Origin of the sequence: Nocardia acididurans (genome assembly GCF_016741815.1) — a bacterium.
GTDB classification, from domain to species: Bacteria; Actinomycetota; Actinomycetes; order Mycobacteriales; family Mycobacteriaceae; genus Nocardia; species Nocardia acididurans.
Genome location: NZ_JAERRJ010000014.1, coordinates 163124 through 184826 on the forward strand (window position 1 = coordinate 163124; position 21703 = coordinate 184826).

At 67.7% G+C, this 21703-nt stretch carries 22 protein-coding genes; 13 read left to right on the plus strand and 9 right to left on the minus strand.

All coding sequences use genetic code 11. From position 1 onward, the window contains the following. The 4 genes from kdpB to JK358_RS32490 are packed head-to-tail and all read right to left on the minus strand — an operon-like array spanning position 1 to position 4017. Positions 1 to 2148, minus strand: a complete 2148-nt coding sequence (kdpB, locus tag JK358_RS32475; RefSeq protein ID WP_201955001.1) for a potassium-transporting ATPase subunit KdpB — start codon at positions 2146 to 2148, stop codon at positions 1 to 3. A 1-nt stretch (position 2149) separates the two neighbouring features. Further along, complete coding sequence (gene kdpA / locus JK358_RS32480; protein ID WP_201955002.1) at positions 2150 to 3820, minus strand: potassium-transporting ATPase subunit KdpA; 1671 nt, start codon at positions 3818 to 3820, stop codon at positions 2150 to 2152. Continuing rightward, positions 3821 to 3907, minus strand: a complete 87-nt coding sequence (gene kdpF, locus JK358_RS32485; protein WP_201955069.1) for a K(+)-transporting ATPase subunit F — start codon at positions 3905 to 3907, stop codon at positions 3821 to 3823. It abuts the gene before it with no gap. Continuing rightward, complete coding sequence (locus JK358_RS32490; protein ID WP_232852267.1) at positions 3904 to 4017, minus strand: potassium-transporting ATPase; 114 nt, start codon at positions 4015 to 4017, stop codon at positions 3904 to 3906. The genes kdpF and JK358_RS32490 overlap by 4 nt, the downstream gene beginning before the upstream one ends. A 247-nt stretch (positions 4018 to 4264) precedes the next feature. Between JK358_RS32490 and JK358_RS32495 the strand changes: the two genes are divergently transcribed. Both JK358_RS32495 and JK358_RS32500 read left to right on the plus strand, forming a co-directional pair. Further along, complete coding sequence (locus tag JK358_RS32495; RefSeq protein WP_201955003.1) at positions 4265 to 5479, plus strand: hypothetical protein; 1215 nt, start codon at positions 4265 to 4267, stop codon at positions 5477 to 5479. Further along, complete coding sequence (locus JK358_RS32500; protein ID WP_201955004.1) at positions 5401 to 7500, plus strand: HEAT repeat domain-containing protein; 2100 nt, start codon at positions 5401 to 5403, stop codon at positions 7498 to 7500. The genes JK358_RS32495 and JK358_RS32500 overlap by 79 nt, the downstream gene beginning before the upstream one ends. A gap of 74 nt (positions 7501 to 7574) precedes the next feature. On the opposite strand, the gene JK358_RS32505 is transcribed toward JK358_RS32500, so the two are convergent. After that, positions 7575 to 8957 carry a S1 family peptidase gene (locus JK358_RS32505; protein ID WP_201955005.1) on the minus strand — a complete coding sequence of 461 codons (1383 nt, stop codon included), beginning with the start codon at positions 8955 to 8957 and terminating at the stop codon, positions 7575 to 7577. A gap of 155 nt (positions 8958 to 9112) precedes the next feature. Between JK358_RS32505 and JK358_RS32510 the strand changes: the two genes are divergently transcribed. Then, positions 9113 to 9646: a hypothetical protein gene (locus tag JK358_RS32510; protein ID WP_307817843.1), complete on the plus strand. Its 534-nt coding sequence runs from the start codon at positions 9113 to 9115 to the stop codon at positions 9644 to 9646. On the opposite strand, the gene JK358_RS32515 is transcribed toward JK358_RS32510, so the two are convergent. Then, a complete protein-coding gene (locus JK358_RS32515; protein ID WP_201955006.1) occupies positions 9624 to 10058 on the minus strand; it encodes a hypothetical protein in 435 nt (144 codons plus the stop codon). The two genes, JK358_RS32510 and JK358_RS32515, sit on opposite strands and share 23 nt — an antisense overlap. A 176-nt stretch (positions 10059 to 10234) precedes the next feature. Between JK358_RS32515 and JK358_RS32520 the strand changes: the two genes are divergently transcribed. From JK358_RS32520 to JK358_RS32530, 3 genes are read left to right on the plus strand one after another with little or no spacing between them, the layout of a single operon-like run. After that, on the plus strand, positions 10235 to 10564 hold the full coding sequence (locus JK358_RS32520; protein WP_232852268.1) for a hypothetical protein: 330 nt from the start codon (positions 10235 to 10237) through the stop codon (positions 10562 to 10564). Next, complete coding sequence (locus JK358_RS32525) at positions 10545 to 11072, plus strand: DUF6879 family protein (protein WP_201955007.1); 528 nt, start codon at positions 10545 to 10547, stop codon at positions 11070 to 11072. Before JK358_RS32520 ends, JK358_RS32525 begins: the two co-directional genes overlap by 20 nt. Next, on the plus strand, positions 11069 to 11917 hold the full coding sequence (locus JK358_RS32530; protein ID WP_201955008.1) for a helix-turn-helix domain-containing protein: 849 nt from the start codon (positions 11069 to 11071) through the stop codon (positions 11915 to 11917). The genes JK358_RS32525 and JK358_RS32530 overlap by 4 nt, the downstream gene beginning before the upstream one ends. Here the strand turns inward: JK358_RS32530 and JK358_RS32535 are convergent, their stop codons facing one another. Then, positions 11918 to 12649, minus strand: a complete 732-nt coding sequence (locus JK358_RS32535; protein ID WP_232852269.1) for a DUF8020 domain-containing protein — start codon at positions 12647 to 12649, stop codon at positions 11918 to 11920. A gap of 583 nt (positions 12650 to 13232) precedes the next feature. Here JK358_RS32535 and JK358_RS32540 point away from each other — a divergent pair. From JK358_RS32540 to JK358_RS32550, 3 genes are all read left to right on the plus strand, one after another. Further along, positions 13233 to 14054 (plus strand): SDR family NAD(P)-dependent oxidoreductase, encoded by an 822-nt coding sequence (locus JK358_RS32540; RefSeq protein ID WP_201955009.1) that lies wholly within the window; start codon positions 13233 to 13235, stop codon positions 14052 to 14054. A 136-nt stretch (positions 14055 to 14190) separates the two neighbouring features. After that, complete coding sequence (locus JK358_RS32545) at positions 14191 to 14904, plus strand: hypothetical protein (protein ID WP_201955010.1); 714 nt, start codon at positions 14191 to 14193, stop codon at positions 14902 to 14904. Positions 14905 to 15026: 122 nt separating this feature from the next. Next, positions 15027 to 15584 carry an ABC transporter permease gene (locus tag JK358_RS32550; RefSeq protein ID WP_201955011.1) on the plus strand — a complete coding sequence of 186 codons (558 nt, stop codon included), beginning with the start codon at positions 15027 to 15029 and terminating at the stop codon, positions 15582 to 15584. Positions 15585 to 15602: 18 nt separating this feature from the next. On the opposite strand, the gene JK358_RS32555 is transcribed toward JK358_RS32550, so the two are convergent. Continuing rightward, positions 15603 to 16346, minus strand: coding sequence for an SDR family oxidoreductase (locus tag JK358_RS32555; RefSeq protein ID WP_201955012.1), 744 nt, complete (start codon positions 16344 to 16346; stop codon positions 15603 to 15605). A 101-nt stretch (positions 16347 to 16447) separates the two neighbouring features. Between JK358_RS32555 and JK358_RS32560 the strand changes: the two genes are divergently transcribed. Next, positions 16448 to 17287 carry a helix-turn-helix transcriptional regulator gene (locus tag JK358_RS32560; protein ID WP_201955013.1) on the plus strand — a complete coding sequence of 280 codons (840 nt, stop codon included), beginning with the start codon at positions 16448 to 16450 and terminating at the stop codon, positions 17285 to 17287. 1 nt (position 17288) lies between these two features. Here the strand turns inward: JK358_RS32560 and JK358_RS32565 are convergent, their stop codons facing one another. Then, a complete protein-coding gene (locus JK358_RS32565) occupies positions 17289 to 18071 on the minus strand; it encodes an acyl-[acyl-carrier-protein] thioesterase (RefSeq protein WP_307817844.1) in 783 nt (260 codons plus the stop codon). Positions 18072 to 18351: 280 nt separating this feature from the next. Between JK358_RS32565 and JK358_RS32570 the strand changes: the two genes are divergently transcribed. From JK358_RS32570 to JK358_RS32580, 3 genes are read left to right on the plus strand one after another with little or no spacing between them, the layout of a single operon-like run. Then, the gene (locus JK358_RS32570; RefSeq protein WP_201955015.1) at positions 18352 to 18501 is read left to right on the plus strand and encodes a hypothetical protein; all 150 of its coding nucleotides are present in this window, start codon (positions 18352 to 18354) and stop codon (positions 18499 to 18501) included. Beyond that, positions 18498 to 20999, plus strand: coding sequence for a DUF4118 domain-containing protein (locus JK358_RS32575; protein WP_201955016.1), 2502 nt, complete (start codon positions 18498 to 18500; stop codon positions 20997 to 20999). Before JK358_RS32570 ends, JK358_RS32575 begins: the two co-directional genes overlap by 4 nt. Next, complete coding sequence (locus tag JK358_RS32580) at positions 20996 to 21700, plus strand: response regulator (protein WP_307817845.1); 705 nt, start codon at positions 20996 to 20998, stop codon at positions 21698 to 21700. The genes JK358_RS32575 and JK358_RS32580 overlap by 4 nt, the downstream gene beginning before the upstream one ends. The last annotated feature ends 3 nt before the right edge of the window (positions 21701 to 21703 follow it).

Below are 21703 nucleotides of genomic sequence, written 5' to 3' on the forward strand. Positions count from 1 at the left end.
TCAGGACATCCCAGGGAGGAATTGGACGACGAGGTCGATCAGCTTGATGCCGATGAACGGGGCGATGATGCCGCCCACGCCGTAAAGGGCGAGGTTGCGCGACAACAGTTTCGAGGCCGCGGCCGGGGTGTAGCGCACACCGCGCAGCGCCAGCGGGATCAGCGCCACGATGACGAGCGCGTTGAAGATCACCGCGGACAGGATCGCGGATTGCGGGCTGGCCAGGCGCATGATGTTGAGCTTGTCCATCGCCGGGAACAGGGCCACGAACAGCGCGGGAATGATCGCGAAGTACTTGGCGATGTCGTTGGCGATGGAGAACGTGGTCAGCGAACCGCGCGTGATGAGCAGCTGCTTGCCGATCTCGACGATCTCGATGAGCTTGGTCGGATCGGAGTCGAGGTCGACCATATTGCCGGCCTCTTTCGCGGCCGACGTGCCGGTGTTCATGGCCACGCCGACGTCGGCCTGCGCGAGCGCGGGCGCGTCGTTGGTGCCGTCACCGGTCATGGCGACCAGGCGGCCACCGTCCTGCTCCTTCTTGATGAGCGCCAGCTTGTCCTCCGGAGTGGCCTCCGCGAGGAAGTCGTCGACGCCCGCCTCATCGGCGATCGCCTTGGCGGTCAACGGATTGTCGCCGGTGATCATGACGGTGCGGATGCCCATGCGGCGCATCTCGTCGAAACGCTCCCGCATGCCCTCCTTCACGACGTCCTTGAGGTGGATGACGCCGAGCAGGCGGGCTTGGCCCTTCTTGACCTCCGCGACCACCAGCGGCGTGCCGCCGGAGGCCGAGATGCCGTCGACGGCGTCGCCGACCTCGGCCGGGATCTCACCGCCCTGCGCGCGCACCCATTCGGTGACGGCGCTGGCCGCACCCTTGCGCAGTTGATGCCCGTCGACCAGGTCCACGCCCGACATGCGGGTCTGGGCGGTGAATTCCACCCAGGTCGCGCCGACCAGCTCACCGGGGACGCGCTCGCGCTTGTTGTACGCGGTCTTGGCGTACACCACGATGGAGCGGCCCTCGGGTGTCTCGTCCGCGAGGCTGGAAAGCTGTGCGGCGTCGGCGATCTCGTCGGAGGTGATGCCCGGCATCGGTACGAAGTCCGCGGCCTGGCGGTTGCCCAGGGTGATGGTGCCGGTCTTGTCCAGCAGCAGCGTGTTCACATCGCCCGCGGCCTCCACGGCGCGCCCGGACATGGCCAGCACATTGCGCTGCACCAGCCGGTCCATGCCCGCGATGCCGATGGCCGAGAGCAGTGCGCCGATGGTGGTCGGGATGAGGCAGACCAGCAGCGAGACCAGCACGATGCCGCTGATGCCGTCACCGGTGAGCGAAAGGCTGTCCGGCACACCGGGATTGTTGGCCTTGGAGAAGATGGCCAGCGGCTGCAGCGTGGTCACCGCGCCCACGAAGATGATGGTGAGCGAGGCCAGCAGGATGTTCAGCGCGATCTCGTTCGGCGTCTTCTGCCGCGACGCGCCCTCGACGAGCGCGATCATCTTGTCGATGAACGAGCCGCCCGGCTCCTGCGTGATCTTGACGACGATGCGGTCGGACAGCACCGTGGTGCCGCCGGTGACCGCGGAACGGTCGCCGCCGGATTCCCGGATCACCGGCGCGGATTCACCGGTGATGGCCGATTCGTCCACGGAGGCAATGCCTTCCACGACATCGCCGTCACCCGGGATGACCTGTCCGGCCTCGACCACGACGAAGTCGCCGCGCTGGAGTTCGGGAGCGGCGACGCGCTCCTCGACCACCCGCGCACCGGGCGACCAGTCGGCCAGCCGGCGAGCGATGGTGTCGGTCTTGGCCTTCCGCAGCGTATCGGCCTGCGCCTTGCCGCGGCCCTCGGCGACCGCCTCGGCCAGGTTGGCGAAAAGTACGGTGGCCCACAGCCATACGACGATCGCCCAGCCGAAGAAGCTGGGGTCGGCCACCGCGAGGACGGTCGCCCACAGCGCGCCGATCTCCACGATCAGCATGACGGGGTTGCGCCACAGTGTGCGCGGGTCGAGCTTGGCGAAGGCGTCCGGCAACGACTTCACGAGCATTGTCGGGTCGAACAGTCCGCTGGAGACCCGACCCTTGGGCGACGGCTTCTCCTGCTGCGCCGCGGGTTCGATGGTGGGTGCAGACATGTCAGTGGATTCCTTCGGCGAGCGGCCCGAGCGCCAGCGCGGGCAGGAAGGTCAGGGCGACCAGGATCACCGTCACGCCGACCACCATGCCGACGAACTGCGGGCGATGGGTCGGCAGCGTGCCGATGGATTCGGGGGTCGTGCCCTGCTGTGCCAGCGAACCGGCCAGTGCGAGAACGAAGATGATGGGCAGGAAGCGACCGAACAGCATGGCCAGGCCGAGCGCGGTGTTGTACCACTCGGTATTGCCGGTGAGCCCGGCGAAGGCCGAACCGTTGTTGTTGGACGCGGAGGTGAAGGCGTACAGCACTTCCGACAGACCGTGCGGCCCCGAGTTCAGCATGCTCGCGCGCTGCCCCGGCATGGCCATGGCGATGGCGGTGCCGATGAGCACCAGCATCGGGCTGACCAGGAAGTAGGCCGCGGCCAGCTTGATCTCCCTGGGCGTGATCTTCTTGCCCAGGTATTCCGGGGTGCGCCCGACCATGAGGCCCGCGACGAACACCGTGATGACCGCGAGGATCAGCATGCCGTAGAGACCGGAGCCGACACCGCCGGGCGCGACCTCACCGAGCTGCATGTTGAACATGGTCATGAGCCCGCCGAGGCTGGTGTACGAGTCGTGGAACGAGTCCACCGCACCGGTCGAGGTGAGCGTGGTCGAGGCGGCGAAGGTCGCCGAATTCGACACGCCGAAACGGGTTTCCACGCCCTCCAGGGACGCGCCGAGCGCGGTCGGGACGGTGCCGTGGTGCTGCAGCTGGAAGAGGTTCGTCAGGAAGACGCTGCCCAGGGCGATCAGGCCCATCACCGAGACGATGGCGACGCCCTGCTTCTTGCTGCCGACCATGCGCCCGAAGGTGCGCGGCAGCGAAAAGGAGATGACCAGGATCAGGAAGATCTCGATCCAGTTCGTCCACGTGGTGGCGTTCTCGAACGGATGCGCCGAGTTGGCGTTGTAGAAGCCGCCGCCGTTGGTGCCGAGCTCCTTGATGACCTCCTGGCTGGCGATCGGACCACCGGTGATGGTCTGTGAGCCACCGGCAATGGTCTGCGCCACCTGGTCGTGCAGCTGGAAGTTCTGGATCACGCCGCCCGCGACGAGCACGATGGCGAAGACGAACGCGACCGGCAGCAGGATGCGGATGGTTCCCCTCACCAGATCCACCCAGAAGTTGCCGAGTTCGTTCGTGTGCCTGCGGGCGAAACCGCGCACCAGCGCGACCGCCACGGCCATGCCGACCGCCGCCGACACGAAGTTCTGCACCGCCAGACCGGCCATCTGCACCAGGTGTCCCAGGGTGGATTCACCGGAGTAGTTCTGCCAGTTGGTATTCGTGACGAAGCTGACGGCGGTGTTCCAGGCCAGCGCCGGCGTGAGCTCTGTCGCCGGGTCGTTCAGATGCAGCGGCAGCTTGCCCTGCAGTAGCTGAAAGAAGAACAGGAACAGAATGCTGACAGCCGAGAAGGCGAGCACGCTGCGGGCGTACACCGGCCAGGTGTGCTCCACACCCGGCTTCACGCCGATGAGCCGATAGATGAGCTTTTCCGCTCGGGAATGCTTGTCGCTGCTGTAAACCCGGTACATGTAGTCGCCCAGCGGCACATGAACAAGGGCAAGCGCGACGATCAGGGATACGACGAAAACGATCCCCGCGGTAGTCGTGTCCACCTAGAACCTCTCCGGAAACAGCAGCGCCGCGATCAGATAGACGGCGATGCCGACGGCCAGAACCAAACCGATGACGTTTTGAATCACAGCCGTTCAACCCCGCGTTGGATCAGGCCGAGCAGGGCGAAGAGCGCCACCGTCAGCACCGTGAACACCACGACGGACATGAGTTGGTTACCTCTCTCTACAAGGCGCATCCCGGGGACGCGCCGGAGTGAGTCAAACGCCCGATCTGCCCTGAAGCGAGGTCCTTTACGCCTTCTTAGCGTCCCAGCCCCTTGCCTTGACGGAGCACTTACAGCAAACGCCCGGCGTATCGGTGAAACCGTCAGGAACCGGGTGTGGGGCGTTAATGATCCGCAAACGCACTCGAGAAAATCGGGACCGGTGGATATACGGGTGCCGCGTCGTGATCGGCCCGCTAGCGTGGCCGAGGTGACTGGAATGGGGAGCAGGCTGCTGTCGGAAGTCGCGGATCTGCCGGTGCCGGAGCGGCTCGGGCGGATCGCGCGCGAGGCGCGGCGGCTGGCGGGGACCACCGAGCTGGACGCGCTGCTGGACGAGTTGTTCGCCGGTGGGCGGTACGAGCGGATGACCGCGGTGCACATGGCCGCTGTCGCGGGAGCGCGGGCTCATCTTGTGGCGCACCTGGATTCGATGGATGTCGAGTGTGCCGGGCGGTCGCTGACCGCGCTGATCCGGATGGGCGTCGAGCCCGAGGTGATCGTGCCGCGGGTGCCCGGACTGCCGGACCGCTCGCGCAAACGGGTGTTCCGGGCGCTGAGCGCCGGCAACCCGGAGCGGCTGGCCGATGCGATGCTGGAGCCGATGCGGGCCGCCTTCGGGAACGACGCGGCCGCGCATGTCCTGCCGTTCTGCTCCAGCGCCGTAGTGGCCGAACAACTGCCCGGGCTCGCCTACGCGGTGCCGAACTGGGTGACGATGGGCCGCCGGCACATCGGTGTGCTGTTCGACCTCGTCGAGCGGCGCGCGGAGACCGCGGGCCGGGACGACTGGAACGAACTGTGGTGGTGGCTTACCTCGAATGTGACTGCGGCAGCGGAGTATTCGCCCGCACGCCTGTTGGCGGCAGCCGCCCGCGCAGTCGAGTATCAGCGGATCGACTCGCTGAACCGCGTGGCGGGCATGCTGGCCCGGCACGATGCCGGGGCCGTGTACACGCTGATCCGGCATCCGAGTGGCAACGGCCGCGGCCTCGCCGGCACGGGGCTGTGGAAGTCCATGCTCACGCTGCCCGACGATCAGCTGCGGGAGTTCTACACCGCGTACCCCGCTCACCAGCAGTACCGGTTCCTGCGCGTGATTCCGCCGCACCGGCGCACGGCCATCGCGGGACCGGCGCTGACCCGGCCCGGAATCGCTCCGGGCGAGGTCGACGTGTACTCGCTCGACCGGCTGCCCCGACATGACAGAGCCGCCATCGCACGGGAACTCCTGACCCGGCCGGGTGGCGCGGAGGTGCCCGAGAAGGCCGAGCGACTCACCGCGCGGCTGCCCTGGGACGAGGCGAAACCGGTTCTCGCCGAAGCGATCCGGCGTCCGACCGCTCGCCCGAGGTGGTGGGCGAGCTGCTGGAACTGCTGCGCAGACTGCGTAATGAGCAGGATCCCGTGCGCCGCACCGCTTTACATGCGGTGACACGGATTCCGGTGTCGCTGCTGGTCGTATCCCATCTGCCCGCCCTCGAAACGCTCGCGATGGACGCGCTGCAGGCCCGGGACTGCTCGTATCAGACCTCGGCCACCGTCGGTGATCTCACCCGCCTGCTGTTCATCCGAGGCGCACAGCTCGGTGAGACGGCGTTTCCCGAGACGGCCTTGCGTCTCACCGCGCGGCTGGCCGAGCACAAGCGGACGCTGAATCTCTCCGGACTGCACCACAATCTGCCGCGCGGCGCCGAACAGCGGTTGTTCACCGCGCTGCGTCCGCGTCTGGATGCCGATGCCGCCCGGGACGAGTGGGATCTGGCGCTCGAACTCGCCCACGGATTGGATCGGCGCGCCTACGACATCCCCGAGCTGCAGCGGCTGCTGGTGCGGGCCTGCGCCGCGCACAGCGATTCGACGGTCCGGCGCGCGGTGCGGCTCGCGCTGGCGAACCCGGTCAGCCGCGACGCGCATCTCGACCAGCTCCTGCGGCACGACCGTTCCCTGGTGGCGCTGCCCGAAGTACAGGCGATCATCGCCCGGCGGCGCACCGACCTGCTCGACCTGCTGTGGAGTGCATCGACCTCGGGCCGGTTCCTGTCCAAGAAGATCCGCTTCGTTCCGATGTTCCACACCGGATACTCGCGGTGGACGCCGCAGCACCTCGGGCATTACACCCGGCTGCTCGGCACGTACGCGGGGTCCGCTCGGGCCTCGGTCGGCGAGCGTGCCGGTGCGGTTCGCCAATTGGGTTCACTCCCGGGCAGTTTCGACCAGTTGCTGCCCTATCTGCGGTCCGCGGACCTCACGGTGGCCGAAGCCGCGCTCACCGCCCTGGGCGGCAGCGACGAGCCGGCGCGGGCGATGGCCGTGCTGTCCGAGTACGTCGCCGCCGACAGCGCCCGGGTGGCGGTGAGCGGTATGGCCTCCTGCGCCCGGTCGATCCCTCCGGCGAGGCTCAGCGAAGCCCTTGCGCCCCTGCTGAACTCCCCCAAGATCACCTCCGCGAAGGAGGGGGTACGGCTGCTGGCGGCGCTGCACGCGCCCGACGCCATCCCGATCATCCGCGCCCTGTGGAGTCGTCCGGACCTGCATCGCGATATCCGCCGCGCGGCCGTCTTCTCGACCCGATTCCTGCTCGACCACGAGGAGGCCTGGGAGCTGCTCGCCGACGCGGCGGCCGATCCGGATGTCGCCGGAGCCATCCTCGATATCCAGCCGTGGCTGCTGCCCGCCCCGCAGCGCCGTCGCTTCGCGTCGTTTCTCCGGGATCTTGCCGCCGGATCCGACCATCGGCTGGCGAACCAGGCCCTGAACGCCCTGCCCCGCTGGCGGCGCTGGGCTCCGCCGGAGACGGTCGACGCGCTGGTGGACCGGCTGACCGACCTCACCGACGTCGGCCTGTGGCGGTCCGCCGCCCGCACCCTGCTCGATACGGTGGCCGCGACCGGCGATGCCGCCCCGCTGACCATCGCCGTCACCCGGCTGCTCCGGGCCGGCGATACCATTCCCGACCGGGATCTGCCTGCGCAGCAACGGCTTTCCACCCTGCTGGCGGATCTTGGGCCGATCCTGCGCGACCGGGACAGCGCCCGGCCGGTCGCCGCGCCGATCATCGCGCTGCTCGCCGATGATCCGCTGTGGCACAAGCAGGTCATCGAACTCACGGTGGCCGGGCTGCGCTGGACCGAGCCCGAAACCACGGTCGCGGCAATCGAATCCCTCGCCCCGTACGCATCCTGCGGGCTCATCGGCACTCCCTCCGCGCGCATCGGTGCCCGGATCATGTCCGATATCGGCAAGCACCCGGCACAGGCGTGGACGCACATCGCCAGCAGGCTCTACACGAGCGCGGACATATCCACCGCACTGGCCGCATTGACCGTGATCAACCTGTCCGGCAGGAAATTCGGCTGGACCGAGCCCTGGGCCGACATGCTGGGCGTCCTGCGCGGCCATCCCGAAATCGACGTCCGCCGAGCAGCACACACCGTTTTCACCGTGGCCGAATAGGGGGTGGCGGCAGACGCCCGGCGCGGGAGTCGCCAACGACGGAACAGCCCGGCTTGCTCGTCGGCGGGTGGGCGCTAACTCGTGCGGAGCTGCAGGCCGGGGTTCTCGGCGATCACGGTGTCGATCGGCTGGGCGGTCAATCCGGCCCGGGGCTCGCAGCGGTCGGCATTGCCGCTGCCGCTGACGATGCCCAGCGCCTTGGTGCCCGTGATGACGGAACCGCCGCTGTCGCCGTGGATACCGCAGGTGTCGAAGCCGAAGAAGCCTTCCAGGCGTTTCAGGTCGCCGGGGTTGTCGCTCTTGCGGGAGTAGTAGGTCTGGTCGACCTCGGTGATGGTGCCGCAGGTGAAGCCGGTGATGGCGCCCGATTTGCAGACGGGCGCACCGACCACCGGGGCGGCCACGCCGTCGATGAGGACGGGGTCGGATGCGGCGGCGGGCCGGATCGGCTGTGCTTGGGCATTGTCGGAGACGCGCTCGGTGCCGTCCTGGCTGCCGGTGGGCAGCGGACCCGATTCGGCGGGGGTGCCGGGCGCGGGCGAATCCGGGGTCTGCGCCGTGGAGACGCGGTTGTTCTGGAAACGTGCGGCGTGCGCGTCGTCGATGCGGATGATCGCGAAATCGCGCAGGTCGTTGTTCACCACGGTGAATCGGCCGACGGCCGCGCCCGCACCGGTGGCGGTCAGTTCATGGACGCGCACGGGGTTGGCGTCGACGGTGGCCGGATCGAAGGAGTCCGGGGCGCAATGACCGGCGGTCAGGGTGACGGTGTTGCCCGCGCCGTCGGAGCCGTGGAAAGCCAGCGAGCAGCGGGCCTCCAGGTGCTGGTCGTAGGGGATGGAGATGGGGCTGCCGCCGGTCAGCTCCGCACCGGCCACCTGGGCCGAAATCGGTTGCTGTGCGGGGGTTCCCACGCCGAGCTCACCTCGGGGCGCGGGCGCGGTCTCCACCCGTACCGGGCCGAGTTCGGCCGGTAGCCGCACCTCACCGGTGGTGCGCAGCACGACGGTATTGCCCGCGATGTCGATGCTGTCTCCGACGACGTGCGCGGTGACCTGTGCGGGCTGCGCGGTGATCCACTGTGCGACCGCGCGCCGCCGGTCGAGCAGCGCCGCCGCGCTCCAGGTGACCTCTTCGACGGTGAATCCCTGCTCCCCCACCGCTTTTCGCGCATGATCCCGGTTCATCCCGGCGGCCAGCGCCACGATGGCTTGCCCGCCGTCCATCCGGACGCCGGCGAAGACATCGGGATAGGTCAACCGGGCCGTCGTCTCGAAGTCGGCCAGCCGCTGCGCCAGATCGGCGCGTGCCAGGTATCCGCCCGCATCCAGTTCCAGGTCCCGGGCCACCGCCTCGACGAGCAGATCCGGCAGCGCGATCTCGCCGGGCGCGGCCGCCGCCGTCGGGGCACCGGCCGCCGACAGCACCACCGAAGCCCCGATCCCCAACCTGACCATCGCCGAGATCCGCATCCGCCTGCCCCTCATGACCGATAGGTATGTGGCGAATCGACTCTATGCGCACCCGGACTCAACACCTCTGACCTGCGCATTTCAGGCGTGTCGCCGAAAACCCGTTGCCTGTGGCCGCCCATCCGAAAGATCATGCACCGGTGCGACTATGGACCCTGCAAGCCCCCGAGGTGGTACGAACCCTCCGCGCCACAGGCGTCTACCGCGCCGACTGGTCCCTGGTCATCGTCAACTGGAAACCCGCCTTCGCGGACATGGTCGCCGAAATGGAACGCCGCGGCATCGCCTGCCACGACGCACCCCCGGTCTGGTGCTGGACCGTCTACAGCCCCTTCAACCAGACGGCCACCTCCCTGCTCGGCTACCCCGACTGGATCCACGGCCGCTGGCTGCTCACCCTCGACGTCCCCGACGCCCTCACCCTCCCCACCTCCTACGCGGTCTGGAACGACTACCTCGCCTACACCATGGGCTCCGCCGACGAGCCCTCCACCATGGACTGGTCCGGCCGCCGCGTCTGGAAATACGACGAACTCCAGGTAACCATCCCCGAACTCCGCCTGGAATGGGTCCTCCGCGCCGCCGAATACCACCCCGACCCGGAAACCGCTGCGGCAGCGGCGAAATGGGAGAAGGAGTACGAGGAGTACCTCAGAGCTCAGAATTCACCGTGATCACATCGATCCGGGCGGCCAGGACCATCGGAATCCGCCCACCGTCGAAGTGCAGAGCACTGGGAACAATGACAGCCTCGGCCTCCAGCCGCGTGGCCTGCGCCTTCAGCCGCGCCAGCGGCGGCCGCCCGAACTTCGGGTCATAGATGACGAAGTCGGCGAAGTCATACCCCAACTGCTCGGCAACCCTACGCACCTCACTCTGATCCCACCGCATCGCCGACCTCGACACATCGGTCCGCAGATACCCCAAACACGTTGGCCTCCAGCGAATCACCCCCAGCCGCGATCCATCGACAGCGGGATCCGCCGACCGAAACGACTCCAGATACACCCCACCGCTGTCGCCGTCGTCCGAGTTGGTCTCCAGAATGCCGCCGGGAAAGCTGTAAATCCTTTTGCGCCAGTTCATCTCAGCCCCTAGTCCTTGGCCGACCGCGTCGGCAGCCCGAACGCCTGAACTCGACGCTACGAATCGACCCCGATCCGACGCGATGAAGTTGCTTCAGATTGCTCGAAAATCCAGCCCTCGTGCGCGATATTTCTCGCCATACTGGATGTTCGGACACTCTCACCGGAGGCAGGGCCATGCGCTTGCGATTCCTCGGAAAGAACACTCAGGGAGCCCATTCCCCGACCCTGTACGCAACCGACCGCAACACCTACGTCGTTCAGGGCTGGCGAATCCCCGAGCATCCCGAACTCATCGAGATTCCGCATCCACTGCTCGGTTATCTGGAGCCCGGAAGCTGCTTGGGAGCACTCCTGCACGACACCGGGGTCGGCACCTTCACACTCGCGGGGAGCCCGGTCACTGACCCGGAAGCCTTGCGGCAGATGGACTTACCCGATCACGAGACCTGCGTCGAGGTCGCCCGGGGCCGGGAGGTGCGCCGCGATGCTCCACCTGTCCGGTAGGGATTTCACCGATTTGTTCCGCACCTGTCAGCGCAGCGCTTTCCATATCGAGGTCCAGGACAGCTACAGCACTCCGGAGGAGTCGGAACCGTTCCACCGGTTCCTCACCGGTCAGCCGGACGATTACGGCTGGCTCCGCGAATGGTTGGACATCGTGCGGGCCCAGACCAAGCGCGGCGTGGCCTTCACTCGGCTGCGAGTCGTGGCCGTGCCGCATGCCGATTACACCCGGTGGGGGCTGGCGGTGGCGCCGTCGAATATCGAAGCGGGCGAGGATATCCGATATCTGCCACGCGCGAGTGCGGCACAGGATGTCCCGCGCGACGACTACTGGTTGTTCGATGAAAGCACGGTTGCCTTCACGCTTTTCGACTCGAACGGCCGAGCCGCCGGCGCGGCTGTGACGACTGATCCGGCGCTCGTTCGCCGTGCCACCTCGGTACGAGAAGCACTGTGGGGCAGCGCTGTTCCGCATTCCGAGTACATCCGGGCTACCGTCGCGACGTGACCACGGTCCACAAGGCGCGCCAGGCGCTCGGGCAGCAGCTCAGGGACCTTCGCCGCGACGCGGGCCTGAGCGGACGCCGGCTCGCCGAGAGCGCGGGCTGGCATCCCTCGAAGGTTTCGAAGATCGAGTACGGCAGACAGACGCCGTCCGAGGACGATGTCAGAATCTGGTGTGACCGCACCGGCGCGCTCGATCGCGTCTCGGATCTCGTCGCCGCGCTGCGGAATGTCGATGCGGCGTACCTGGACTGGCGCCGGACTCTGCAGGCGGGAATTCGGCGGGAACAGCAGAAGATCCAGACGATCGAAGCCGAGACGAAACTCATCCGGGGCTACGATCCCACGCTGATTCCCGGGCTGCTGCATACACCCGAATACGCTGCGGCGATCTTCCAGCAGGTGGCCGAATTCAACCGGGCTCCCCGCGATATCGACGACGCGGTAGCCGCACGGATGAACCGGCAGCAGCAATATCTGTATCGCGGCGACCGTCGTGTCCACTACCTCATCGGCGAACCCGCCCTGTATACAACGGCAGGCGACGACAATGTCATGTTCGGCCAGCTCGACCGATTGATGACCGCCCTATCCCTGCCGCGGGTCCTGCTGGGAATCATCCCCGTGATGTCCCACTACCGGGTCTCCGCAACGAACTTCGTCATATACGACAGTCGAGTGGTGATGGTGGAGGGGATTTCGGCAGCTCTGACCATTACCCAGCCGAGGGAAATAGCTGTCTACACCCGCGCATTCGAGGTGCTTGCCGCTCAGTCCGTAACGGGAGAAGCGGCCCGGACGCTGATCCGGGCCGCTCTCGAGCGTCGTCGGCGCGAGAGCGCCGGTTGATCAGTTGGCGGGGGCCGGCGGGGTGGCCAGTTCGGTGGCGAATTGGAACAGGGCGATGGTCGCGACCGGGCCGCCGACGAGGATCGTGCCCGCTACCGCGCCGATCGCGCCGAGGGCGGCGCCGGTGACCAGGCAGCCGCCGAGGGCGGCGGGGACGGCCAGGGTGCCGATGGTGATGGCGGCGCCTGCGGCGCCGGCGACGACACCGCCTGCGATGCAACCGATTCCGGCGCCGATGGCGGTGCCGATCAGGCTGCCGACGGCGACGCCGACCGAGACCTCGTTGGTGAGGTTGCTCAGGGCCTGGTTGAAGTTGGGGTTGGCGGTGGCGTCGATGTCCTTCAGGACCGGGGTGCCCGCGGGGACGGGGGTGGCGACGGCCGGGTCGGTGCCCGGGGTCAGGGTGGCGGTGTTGCCGTGGATCTCGGCGGCGATCGAGAAGACCAGGCCGTCGCGCTGGTAGCTCAGCGGCAGCGAGGCGACGGTGTTGCCGGCGGCGTCGATGATCTGGAACCGATCATCCTTGGCCGCAAGCGATCCCGCGGTGGTGGACAGGACGACGGAATGGTCCACCAGGCTCGCCCGGTAATCGACACCGGACGAGACGGGGGCGGTAACCGAGCTATTGCCCGAGACGTCGGGCTGCGCACCGGCCACATTCGCCGAGACACAGGTGAACGACAGCGCGGCGGCGGAAATGACAGCGGTCGCGACAATGGAACGGAACTTCATCAGGGTTCTTTCTTCAAGGGCTGCAGAATCGTGCGCATCGCAGCGCGGATCGAATCCGGCTTTTGCGCACAACATTTCGTGCGAGACGAGTGGACCCCGCACACTGCGGGATGTTTGCCGCCGCCAATAATGGAGCCCGGATTCCGGCAATGTCAATCTGCGTTCGCGAATAGCGACGCGGGCCGCAATCGGCGAATCACCACGAAAGTTGTTGTGCCGTAAAGGCCGATGCGACGGACCGTTAATTTATCGTCAGGAATCTTGCCCCGGGGTGCGGGGTGGGGTCGGATCACAGTGTGACCGCAACCGTCTGCCCTCGCCGCGCCCTGCGCGTCGCTGCCGACGTTGCCCGGTTCCGATTCGAGCAGATGCCGTCCACACTGGAGCTCTTCGGCTTCCAGAGCGAGGACGAGCCGCCGAGTCGGGCGTAGAACCGATCGGTCATATCCCCTGCCGCGCAACGGTTCTGCGTGTGCGGTGCCGCCTGTCGAGCGGCGTTCCACCCTCCCGCGATTGATATCGCATATTTCACCTGTGTTCTCGTGCTCGCGCACGGGGCCACTCCTCCCTTGATCGGAGAGCTATGTCCGCAACCCAGTCCAGCACCCGTACCGTCCTCGTGACCGGAGCCGACACCCGGCTCGGCTTCGCGACGGCGCAGCGGGTGATCGCCGATGGCGACACCGTCATCGCACACATCCTGGACAAGAACGCTGCCGACGAGACCGCCGAGCGCCTGCGGGCTACCGCCGAACCCGGCCGGGTTCGCCTGGTGCAGGCCGATTTCACGCGGTTGGCCGAGGTCGACGAACTCGGCCGGACTCTGGCCGCGGACCTCACCCGCCTGGACGCGCTGATCAATATCGCGTCGATCGCGGCCCCGCACGCGCGCACCCACACCGAGGACGGGCACGAATTGACCTTCCAGGTCAACTATCTCGCCCCGCAGCGGCTGACCATGGCGCTGATTCCCGCGCTCGCCGCGGCCCACGGCCGGGTCGTCACCGTCACCTCGAAACTGCACGCCGCCGGGAACATCGACTACTCCGATCTGGATCGCAACCGGGGCATCTACACCCCGTTCGCGATCTACGCCCAGTCCAAGCTGGCGCTGACCATGTTCAGCCGTTCCCTGGCCGAATCCGGTCCCGGCGAACTGACCTCGGTCAGCGTGCACCCCGCCGACTTCGAAATCGACCTGCCACAGCTGCGCAGCCACCGCGCCGCACCCCTCGACCATGCCGCCGACCTGCTGGTCGATCTGTCCGCGCCCGGCACACCGGTCCGGAACGGCGGCTATTACGAGGGCAGCGAACCCGCGAAAGCCGCAGCGCTGGTGGGCAGTTCGCGGGCCCGCACCCGGCTGGCGGTGTGGAGCAACCAGCTCACCCACACCGCCGCCTGAACCGATTCGTGGAATTGTCGCGACGCTGTCCGAGGTGTGGCGCCCCCGGTTTTTGGGGCATGGGCCGGGGTAATCAAGATCGAGGCGTCGCGATGTCATGAGTATGAGAATCCGCAGGGTTGGAATCGTTCAGGCAGTGCTGACGATCGGGATGGTGGTGGCCATCGCGGGGTGTTCGCCGGATCAGGCTGGGACGCAGGTGGATTCACCGGTTGCGGGTGCGCCGAAGGTGGAGACCACGCCGCGGGCGCAGCCCGTCACGACGAAGACCGGGACCGTGGCGTTGCAGACGGCGACGCCCCGGGGGACGGCGATTCCCTATGTGCCGGTGAGTATTCGGCGCTATGAGCCGTGTGACCCAGGCACGCGGAATCTGTCCGAGGGTGCGTCCGAGGTGGGGAGCTGGGACGGGGTCACCGATTTGGCCGGGCAGGCGGTGTTCACAGATATGCCGGTGGGGTGCTACCGGTTCGGGATGGTGGCGCCGAGCGGGACCAACCCGGTGCCGGAGGGTATGCACACCCTGTTCGTGGAGTCGGCGGGGCAGACGGTGAACGGGCAGTTGCGGTTCCAGGATCCGGCGCCCGTACCGACCTGTGCGGCACAGACTTTCGTTCACGATCTGAACGTCGGTCAGGAGCTGCGGTCCGCGACCACACAGGTCAGTGTGTGCGAGGAACTGTGGGCGGTGGTCTCCTGGGATGTGCCCGGTGACAGCCAGCGCGTCGTCGCCCGCACGATCGTGGGCCCGTGGCGGGACTACGTTCGCTTCCCGCACGACGTGTGCTGGTCCACGGCGAAATCCGATGGAGCCCCGGACACCCTGAAGAAGTACTTCACGGCCTGCTGAGCGGGCAACCGCTGCGTTCGAGCGGCGTGCCGAGACACTGGCTTATGAGTGCGAGACGCTCGCTCATGGCATGTCATGGTGGGCCCGGGTTCTACTTTTCCTATCGCACAGGAGGACCCACCATGACCCAGTCCACCCCACTCACCTCGCCCGCCCCGAACGCCGTCCCGGACAATCGCGCGTCGTATCTGAGTTTCGGGCTCGCCTGGTTGCTCGGATACGGCGCTTTCGCGCTCAGCCACGGCGAGGATCCCCGCCTGCCGATCCCCGTGGCGGGAGTTCTCCTGTTCGGCGGACTGCTGATCGCACTGATCATCACCGGCGTCACCGCCCTGCGGGCACAGCGCGGCGCACGCGATCGTGCGGGGACCGCGGGCGTCATGCTCGCCGCCGCGTGGCTCGTCGGCTTCGGCGCGCTGTCCCTGCTCATCACCGCGCTGAGCTCCGCCCTGAACGAGCCCCTGGTGCAAACCCTGTTGTGGCCCACCGCATCCGGCCTCGTCGTCGGCATGATCCACCTCGCGAGCGGGGCCGCCCACCGTGATGTCACGCAGTACACGCTCGGCGCGTGGCTGGCCGTAATGTCCTCGGCCGCACTCTTTTTCGACGGAGCGAACCTATACTGGGCGCTGGCCGTCATCGGAGGCGGCGGCTACTTCGCCGCTGCGGTCCGACGGTGACGGCCCCGGCCTGACGACTCAGCCCTGCGCGGTGGGGACGACGATCAGTTCGGCGACATTGACGTGGCGGGGTGCGCCGACCGCGTAGGCGATGGCATCGGCGATATCGTCCGGGCGCAGGATGGTGAACCCGGTGCGCCACTCCTCCAGTTCCGCGCGACGGGCGTCGTCCCGCATGCCCCCGCCGAGTTCGGTGTTCACGAAACCCGGTTCGATGTTCTTGACGCGGATGCCGCGGGGGCCGAACTCGGCGCGCAGGTTGCGGGTGAGGTGAGCCACCGCGGCCTTGGAGGCGGTGTAGACCGAGTAGTTGTGGAAGATCAGGTGACCGCCGACCGACCCGACCAGCACCAGATCCGCCCGGCCGTCCGCCGAGGCGAGCAGATCGTCCACGAAAACCCGTGCGGTGTAGAGCAATCCGGTGATGTTGGTGTTCACCATCTGATCCCACTCATCAGTGAGCGCGGATTCGAAGGGGCCCGCGAGCATGACGCCCGCATTGGCCACCACCAGGTCCACGGTGCCGAACGCGGCATGGACGGTGGCGGCGGCATCGCGCAGCGACTGCTGATCGGCGACATCAACGGTGACCGCGAGGGCGTTCGCGCCGATCTCGGCGGCCAGTTCCTCGAGGCGGTCCTTACGGCGGCCCAGCAGCGCGACCCGCGCGCCTTCCCGAGCGAGCGTGCGCGCGGTGGCCGCGCCGATCCCGCTGGAAGCTCCGGTGATGACGGCCACGCGGCCGGTGAGTTCGTTTGTCATGGCTCCCACAATCCGATCCCGCGGAACGTTCTACCAGGTCGCGGACTTCCTGGGAGTGCCACACCCACCCAACCGGGCCGTGAGTGTCGTACCGTCGAAACATGGATTCCGACAACCGACTCGGCATGTTCCTGCGGGCGCGCCGGGAATTGACGCGGCCGGAGGAATTCGGGATGCCCGCCGGCGGGCAGCGCCGGGTGGCCGGGCTGCGCCGGGAGGAGGTCGCACTGCTCGCGGGGATGAGCGCCGACTACTACGTGCGGTTGGAGCAGGGGCGGGAACGGCATCCCTCCGAGCAGGTCATCGATTCGCTGGCGCGGGTGTTCGCGCTCGATCAGGAGGCCACCGATCATCTGCGGGATCTGGCCCGTCCGCCCGCGCGACGGGCGAGCCCGCCGCGCCGGACCGAACGCGTCGCCCCGGGACTGCTGCGCCTGCTGGACGCCTGGCCGCACACTCCCGCCGTGGTGCTGGGCCGGTACCTCGATGTGCTGGCCGCCAATCCCCTTGCCGCGGCGGTCTATTCGGGCATGGAGCCGGGCATCAACCAGGTCCGCATGATTTTCCTCGACCCCAAAGCCCGGGACTGCTACGCGGATTGGCCGACCATCGCCGCCGATACGGTCGCGAGCCTGCGCGCCACCGCGAGCGCCGATATGGACGATCCGCGCTTCATCGAGCTCATCGGCGAACTGTCGCTCAAGAGCGAGGAATTCCGCAAGCTGTGGGCGCGCCACGATGTCCGGGTCAAGACCGCGGGCGTCAAGCATTTCCGCAACCCGCTGGTCGGTGATCTGACGCTGTCCTACGAGACCTTCACCGTCAACGGCGCGCCGGGCCAACTGCTCATCGCCTACCACGCCGAACCCGGCTCACCGCATCAGCGTTCGCTCGCCCTGCTCGGCAGTTTGATCGAGAGCCCCGCCCCGACCGGGCAGTGAGTCAGCGCAGCGGTTCGATCAGGGCGAGGGTGCGGGCCGTGCCGTCCACCTCGAGTTGCACGTGCAGGCCGGAATCTCCGGTCCAGCTGCGCAGGGTGACCTTGTCGCCGGACATGATCGGACCGGCGTGCTCGAGGATGACGCGATAGGGCGCGGTGCTCGAATTCTGGTGCAGGGCCATACCTTCCGCGACGGCGGCCCAGTGCACGGCATTGTTGACGTGGCCGTGGCGGTCGATATCGGTGATGCGCAGGGGGTAGGGCGTGCGTTCGGCGGTGGGCTCCATGATCTCGCGCAGCGCGGCCCGCCAGCGCAGGCGGTGCTCGGTGGTGAAGGGGCGCATGGAATCCATGAACGGCTCGCTCATCCGGGCCATGCGACCGGCCTCCAGATCGATATTGATCAGGAATTGCTCGGTCTCGATCAAACCGCCGGAGTCGCTGCGGAATTCGCAGCGGATATTGCACCACCGGTTGGACAGCCCCGACGGCCAGCGGCGCATGTGCACCCGCTCGCTGAACCGGATCGGCTGCCGCACGTCGATCACGGTGCGCCGCACGATCCACGCCGGATGCAGGTCCCCTTCGGGCACCGCGCCGAGATTGTCGTAGCCCAGATCCATGGCGTAGCGCGCGATGGCGTCGAGCCGCAGGTTCTCCTCGATATCGGTGTCGCCCAACCGCACCGTCCGGCTCGCCTGGAACGGCTCCGGACTCTCGGGGCAGGGCGGGAGCGGGTTGGCGATCCGCTCCAGTTCTCCGACCTCGCGACCAGCGACCGACACGCGATCCCCTTCCTCTTGCTCACGACCCCATGGGCGACTGCCGAACCCGGCAATCGTTGCCCATGCGACGGCCAGGCGGCCGCAGGCGCCTCGGCGCGCCCCACGGCCCATCTCCGCAGCGCGTGCTCGAATGTCGTCAAAGCATCGACGCCGTGCCGTAAAGAAACCGTAAGTATCGAGAACCGCGCTGGTGGCGGCGGTAGACAGGAGCAAGCCCGGCCGATCCCCCCGCAGGAAAGCTCGGCCGGGCTCACCTCGCTCGAACGACCTAGGAGACACCGTGCCGGATATCGTCGTCACCCTGATGGTGATCGTCGGTTTTCTGACTCTCGCCCTCTGCCTGCGCGCGCTCGCCGCGGCCGAGGACCGCCAGACCACCCGCGCGGCCCGTGCCGGGTTCGACGCCCAGCGCGCGATGATGAGCGAGTGAAACGCGGTCAGCTACGGATCTACTTGGGAGCGGCCCCCGGCGTGGGGAAGACCTATTCGATGCTGTCGGAAGCACAGCGGCGCATCGAACGAGGTCGTGACGTGGTGGCCGCGGTGGTGGAGACGCACGGACGGTCCAAGACCGCGCAGCTGCTCGCCGGAATCGAACGGATTCCGCCGAAGCTGATCGAATACCGCGGCACCACCATGAGCGAACTCGATGTCGACGCGGTGCTGCGGCGCGCCCCGGCCGTGGTGCTGGTGGACGAACTCGCGCACACCAACGTGCCGGGCAGCAAGAACGAGAAGCGCTGGCAGGACGTCCTGGAGCTGCTGGACGCCGGCATCGACGTGGTGTCGACGGTCAATGTGCAGCATCTGGAAAGCCTCAACGACGTGGTCGAGCAGATCACCGGCGTGGTGCAGCGCGAGACCGTCCCGGACTGGGTGGTGCGCGGCGCGTCCCAGGTGGAACTGGTCGACATCACGCCGGAAGCGCTGCGGCGCAGGCTCTCCCACGGCAACGTGTACGCCGCCGACAAGGTCGACGCGGCGCTGCGCAACTACTTCCGGCCCGGAAACCTCACGGCGCTGCGGGAACTCGCGCTGCTGTGGCTGGCCGACCAGGTCGACGCCGCACTGGCCAAATACCGCGAGGATCACAAGATCACCGCCACCTGGGAGGCCCGCGAACGAGTCGTGGTGGCCGTCACCGGCGGTCCCGAATCGGAAACCATCGTGCGGCGCGCCAGCCGGATCGCCGCCAAATCCAGTGCCGAACTGATCGTGGTGCATGTGGTGCGCGGCGACGGCCTGGCCGGAGTGTCCGCGCAGCGGCTGACCCGCCTGCGCGATCTGGCGACCGGTCTCGACGCCAGCCTGCACAACGTCACCGGTGACGATGTGCCCACCGCGCTACTGGATTTCGCACGGCAGGTGAACGCGACCCAGCTGGTGCTGGGCACATCGCGCCGGTCACGCTGGGCCCGCATGCTCGACGAGGGCATCGGCGCGACCGTGGTGCAGAAGTCGGGGAAGATCGACGTGCACATGGTCACCCATGAGGAGTCCGTACAGAGCTTCCGCTGGTCCGCGCTGGCCCGGCGGGAACGCATGACCTGGTCGTGGTCCGCGGCGCTGCTCGTGCCGACGATCATCTGCCTGGCCAACCTCTGGCTGGACCGCTGGCTGGATCTCGGCGGCGAGAGCGCGCTGTTCTTCATCGGCGTGATCGCGGTGTCACTGCTCGGCGGTGTCGCCCCGGCCGCGATGGCGGCGCTGCTGTCCGGCATCCTGCTCAACTGGTTCTTCACCGAACCGCGCTACAGCCTCACCATCGACCAGCTCGACAACTTCCTGACCATCGTGGTGCTGCTGCTGGTGGCGGTCGCCGTGGCGGCGCTGGTGGATGTGGCGGCCAAGCGAACTCGCGAGGCGCGCAAGGCTTCCCGCCAGGCCGAACTGCTGACCCTGTTCGCGGGCTCGGTGCTGCACGGCGCGGATCTGCCGGACCTGCTGGAGCGGGCGCGCGAGACCTACGGTCAGGACGCGGTCAGCCTGGTCACCGAGGACGAGGTGATCGCGTCGGTGGGTGCGAAACCACCGCTGAAAGTGTCCGACGCCGAAACCGCTCTGGAGGCCGGGGACGATATGCACTGGCTGCTGCTCAGCGGCCGGCAGCTCTCCCCGGCCGACCGGGTCGTACTCGGCGCGGTCGCCAATCAGGCCGCGGGCCTGGTGCGGCAGAAGCAATTGCAGGCCGAAGCCAGTGCGGCCCAGGCGCTCCTGGAAGCCGACAAACTGCGGCGCGCCCTGTTGTCGGCGGTCAGCCACGATCTGCGCACGCCATTGGCCGGCGCCAAGGCGGCGGTCTCGAGTCTGCGCAGCGACGATGTGGAGTTCTCGCCCGAGGACACCGCCGAACTGCTGGAGACCATCGAGGAGTCGGTGGATCAGCTCACAGCGCTGGTCGGCAATCTGCTCGACTCGTCGCGGCTCATGGTGGGCGTGATCCAGCCGCAGGTGCGGCGGGTCTACCTCGACGAGGTGGTCCATCACGCGCTGATGAGCATGGGCACCCGCGGGCTGCGGCGCACCGCCCGCAACCGGGTCAAGGTGGAGGTCGACGCCATCTCGGTGCGCGCCGATCCGGGCCTGCTGGAGCGGGTGCTGGCCAATCTGATCGATAATGCGGTGCGGTACTCCCCCGGCGACGAACCGATCCGGGTGGCCGCCGAACGCACCGGCAATCGGGTGTCGGTCACGGTCATGGACACCGGCCGTGGCGTACCTTCCGGTATGGAGGACCAGCTGTTCGAACCGTTCCAGCGTCTCGGCGATCGGGACAACTCGACCGGCGTGGGCCTGGGGCTGTCGGTGGTGAAGGGGTTCGTGGAAGCAATGGGCGGCACCGTGCACGCGGAGCCGACCCCGGGCGGAGGGTTGACAATGGTGATCGACCTACCGGCCGACACCGAAGAGGAACAGGAGATCGGGTGAGCGACGCGGCCCCGGCGCCGACCAAAGTGCTCGTGGTCGACGACGAACCACAGATTCTGCGTGCCCTGCGCATCAATCTGTCGGTGCGCGGATACGAGGTGACGACCGCCGCCAATGGGGCGGCGGCATTGCGCGCGGCGGCGGAGAAACACCCCGACGTGGTCGTGCTGGACCTCGGCCTGCCCGATATGGACGGCATCGAAGTGCTTGCCGGACTGCGCGGTTGGTCGACGGCGCCGGTGATCGTGCTCTCGGCGCGCACCGACTCCTCGGACAAGGTCGAAGCGCTGGACGCGGGCGCGGACGACTATGTGACCAAACCCTTCGGCATGGACGAACTGCTGGCCCGGCTGCGCGCGGCCGTGCGGCGGGCCGCCGCCAACGCGGACACCTCCGCCGAACCGGTGATCGAAACCGATTCCTTCACAGTCGATCTCGCCGCCAAGAAGGTCACCAAACACGGCCGGGACGTGCACCTCACCCCGACCGAGTGGGGCATGCTGGAGATGCTGGTGCGCAATCGCGGCAAGCTGGTGGGGCGGCGCGAGATCCTGCGCGAGGTGTGGGGGCCGTCCTACGCCACCGAAACCCATTACCTGCGTGTGTATCTCGCGCAGTTGCGGCGCAAACTCGAGGACGACCCGTCACAGCCGAAGCATCTGCTGACCGAGGCAGGGATGGGATACCGGTTCCAGGTCTGAAAA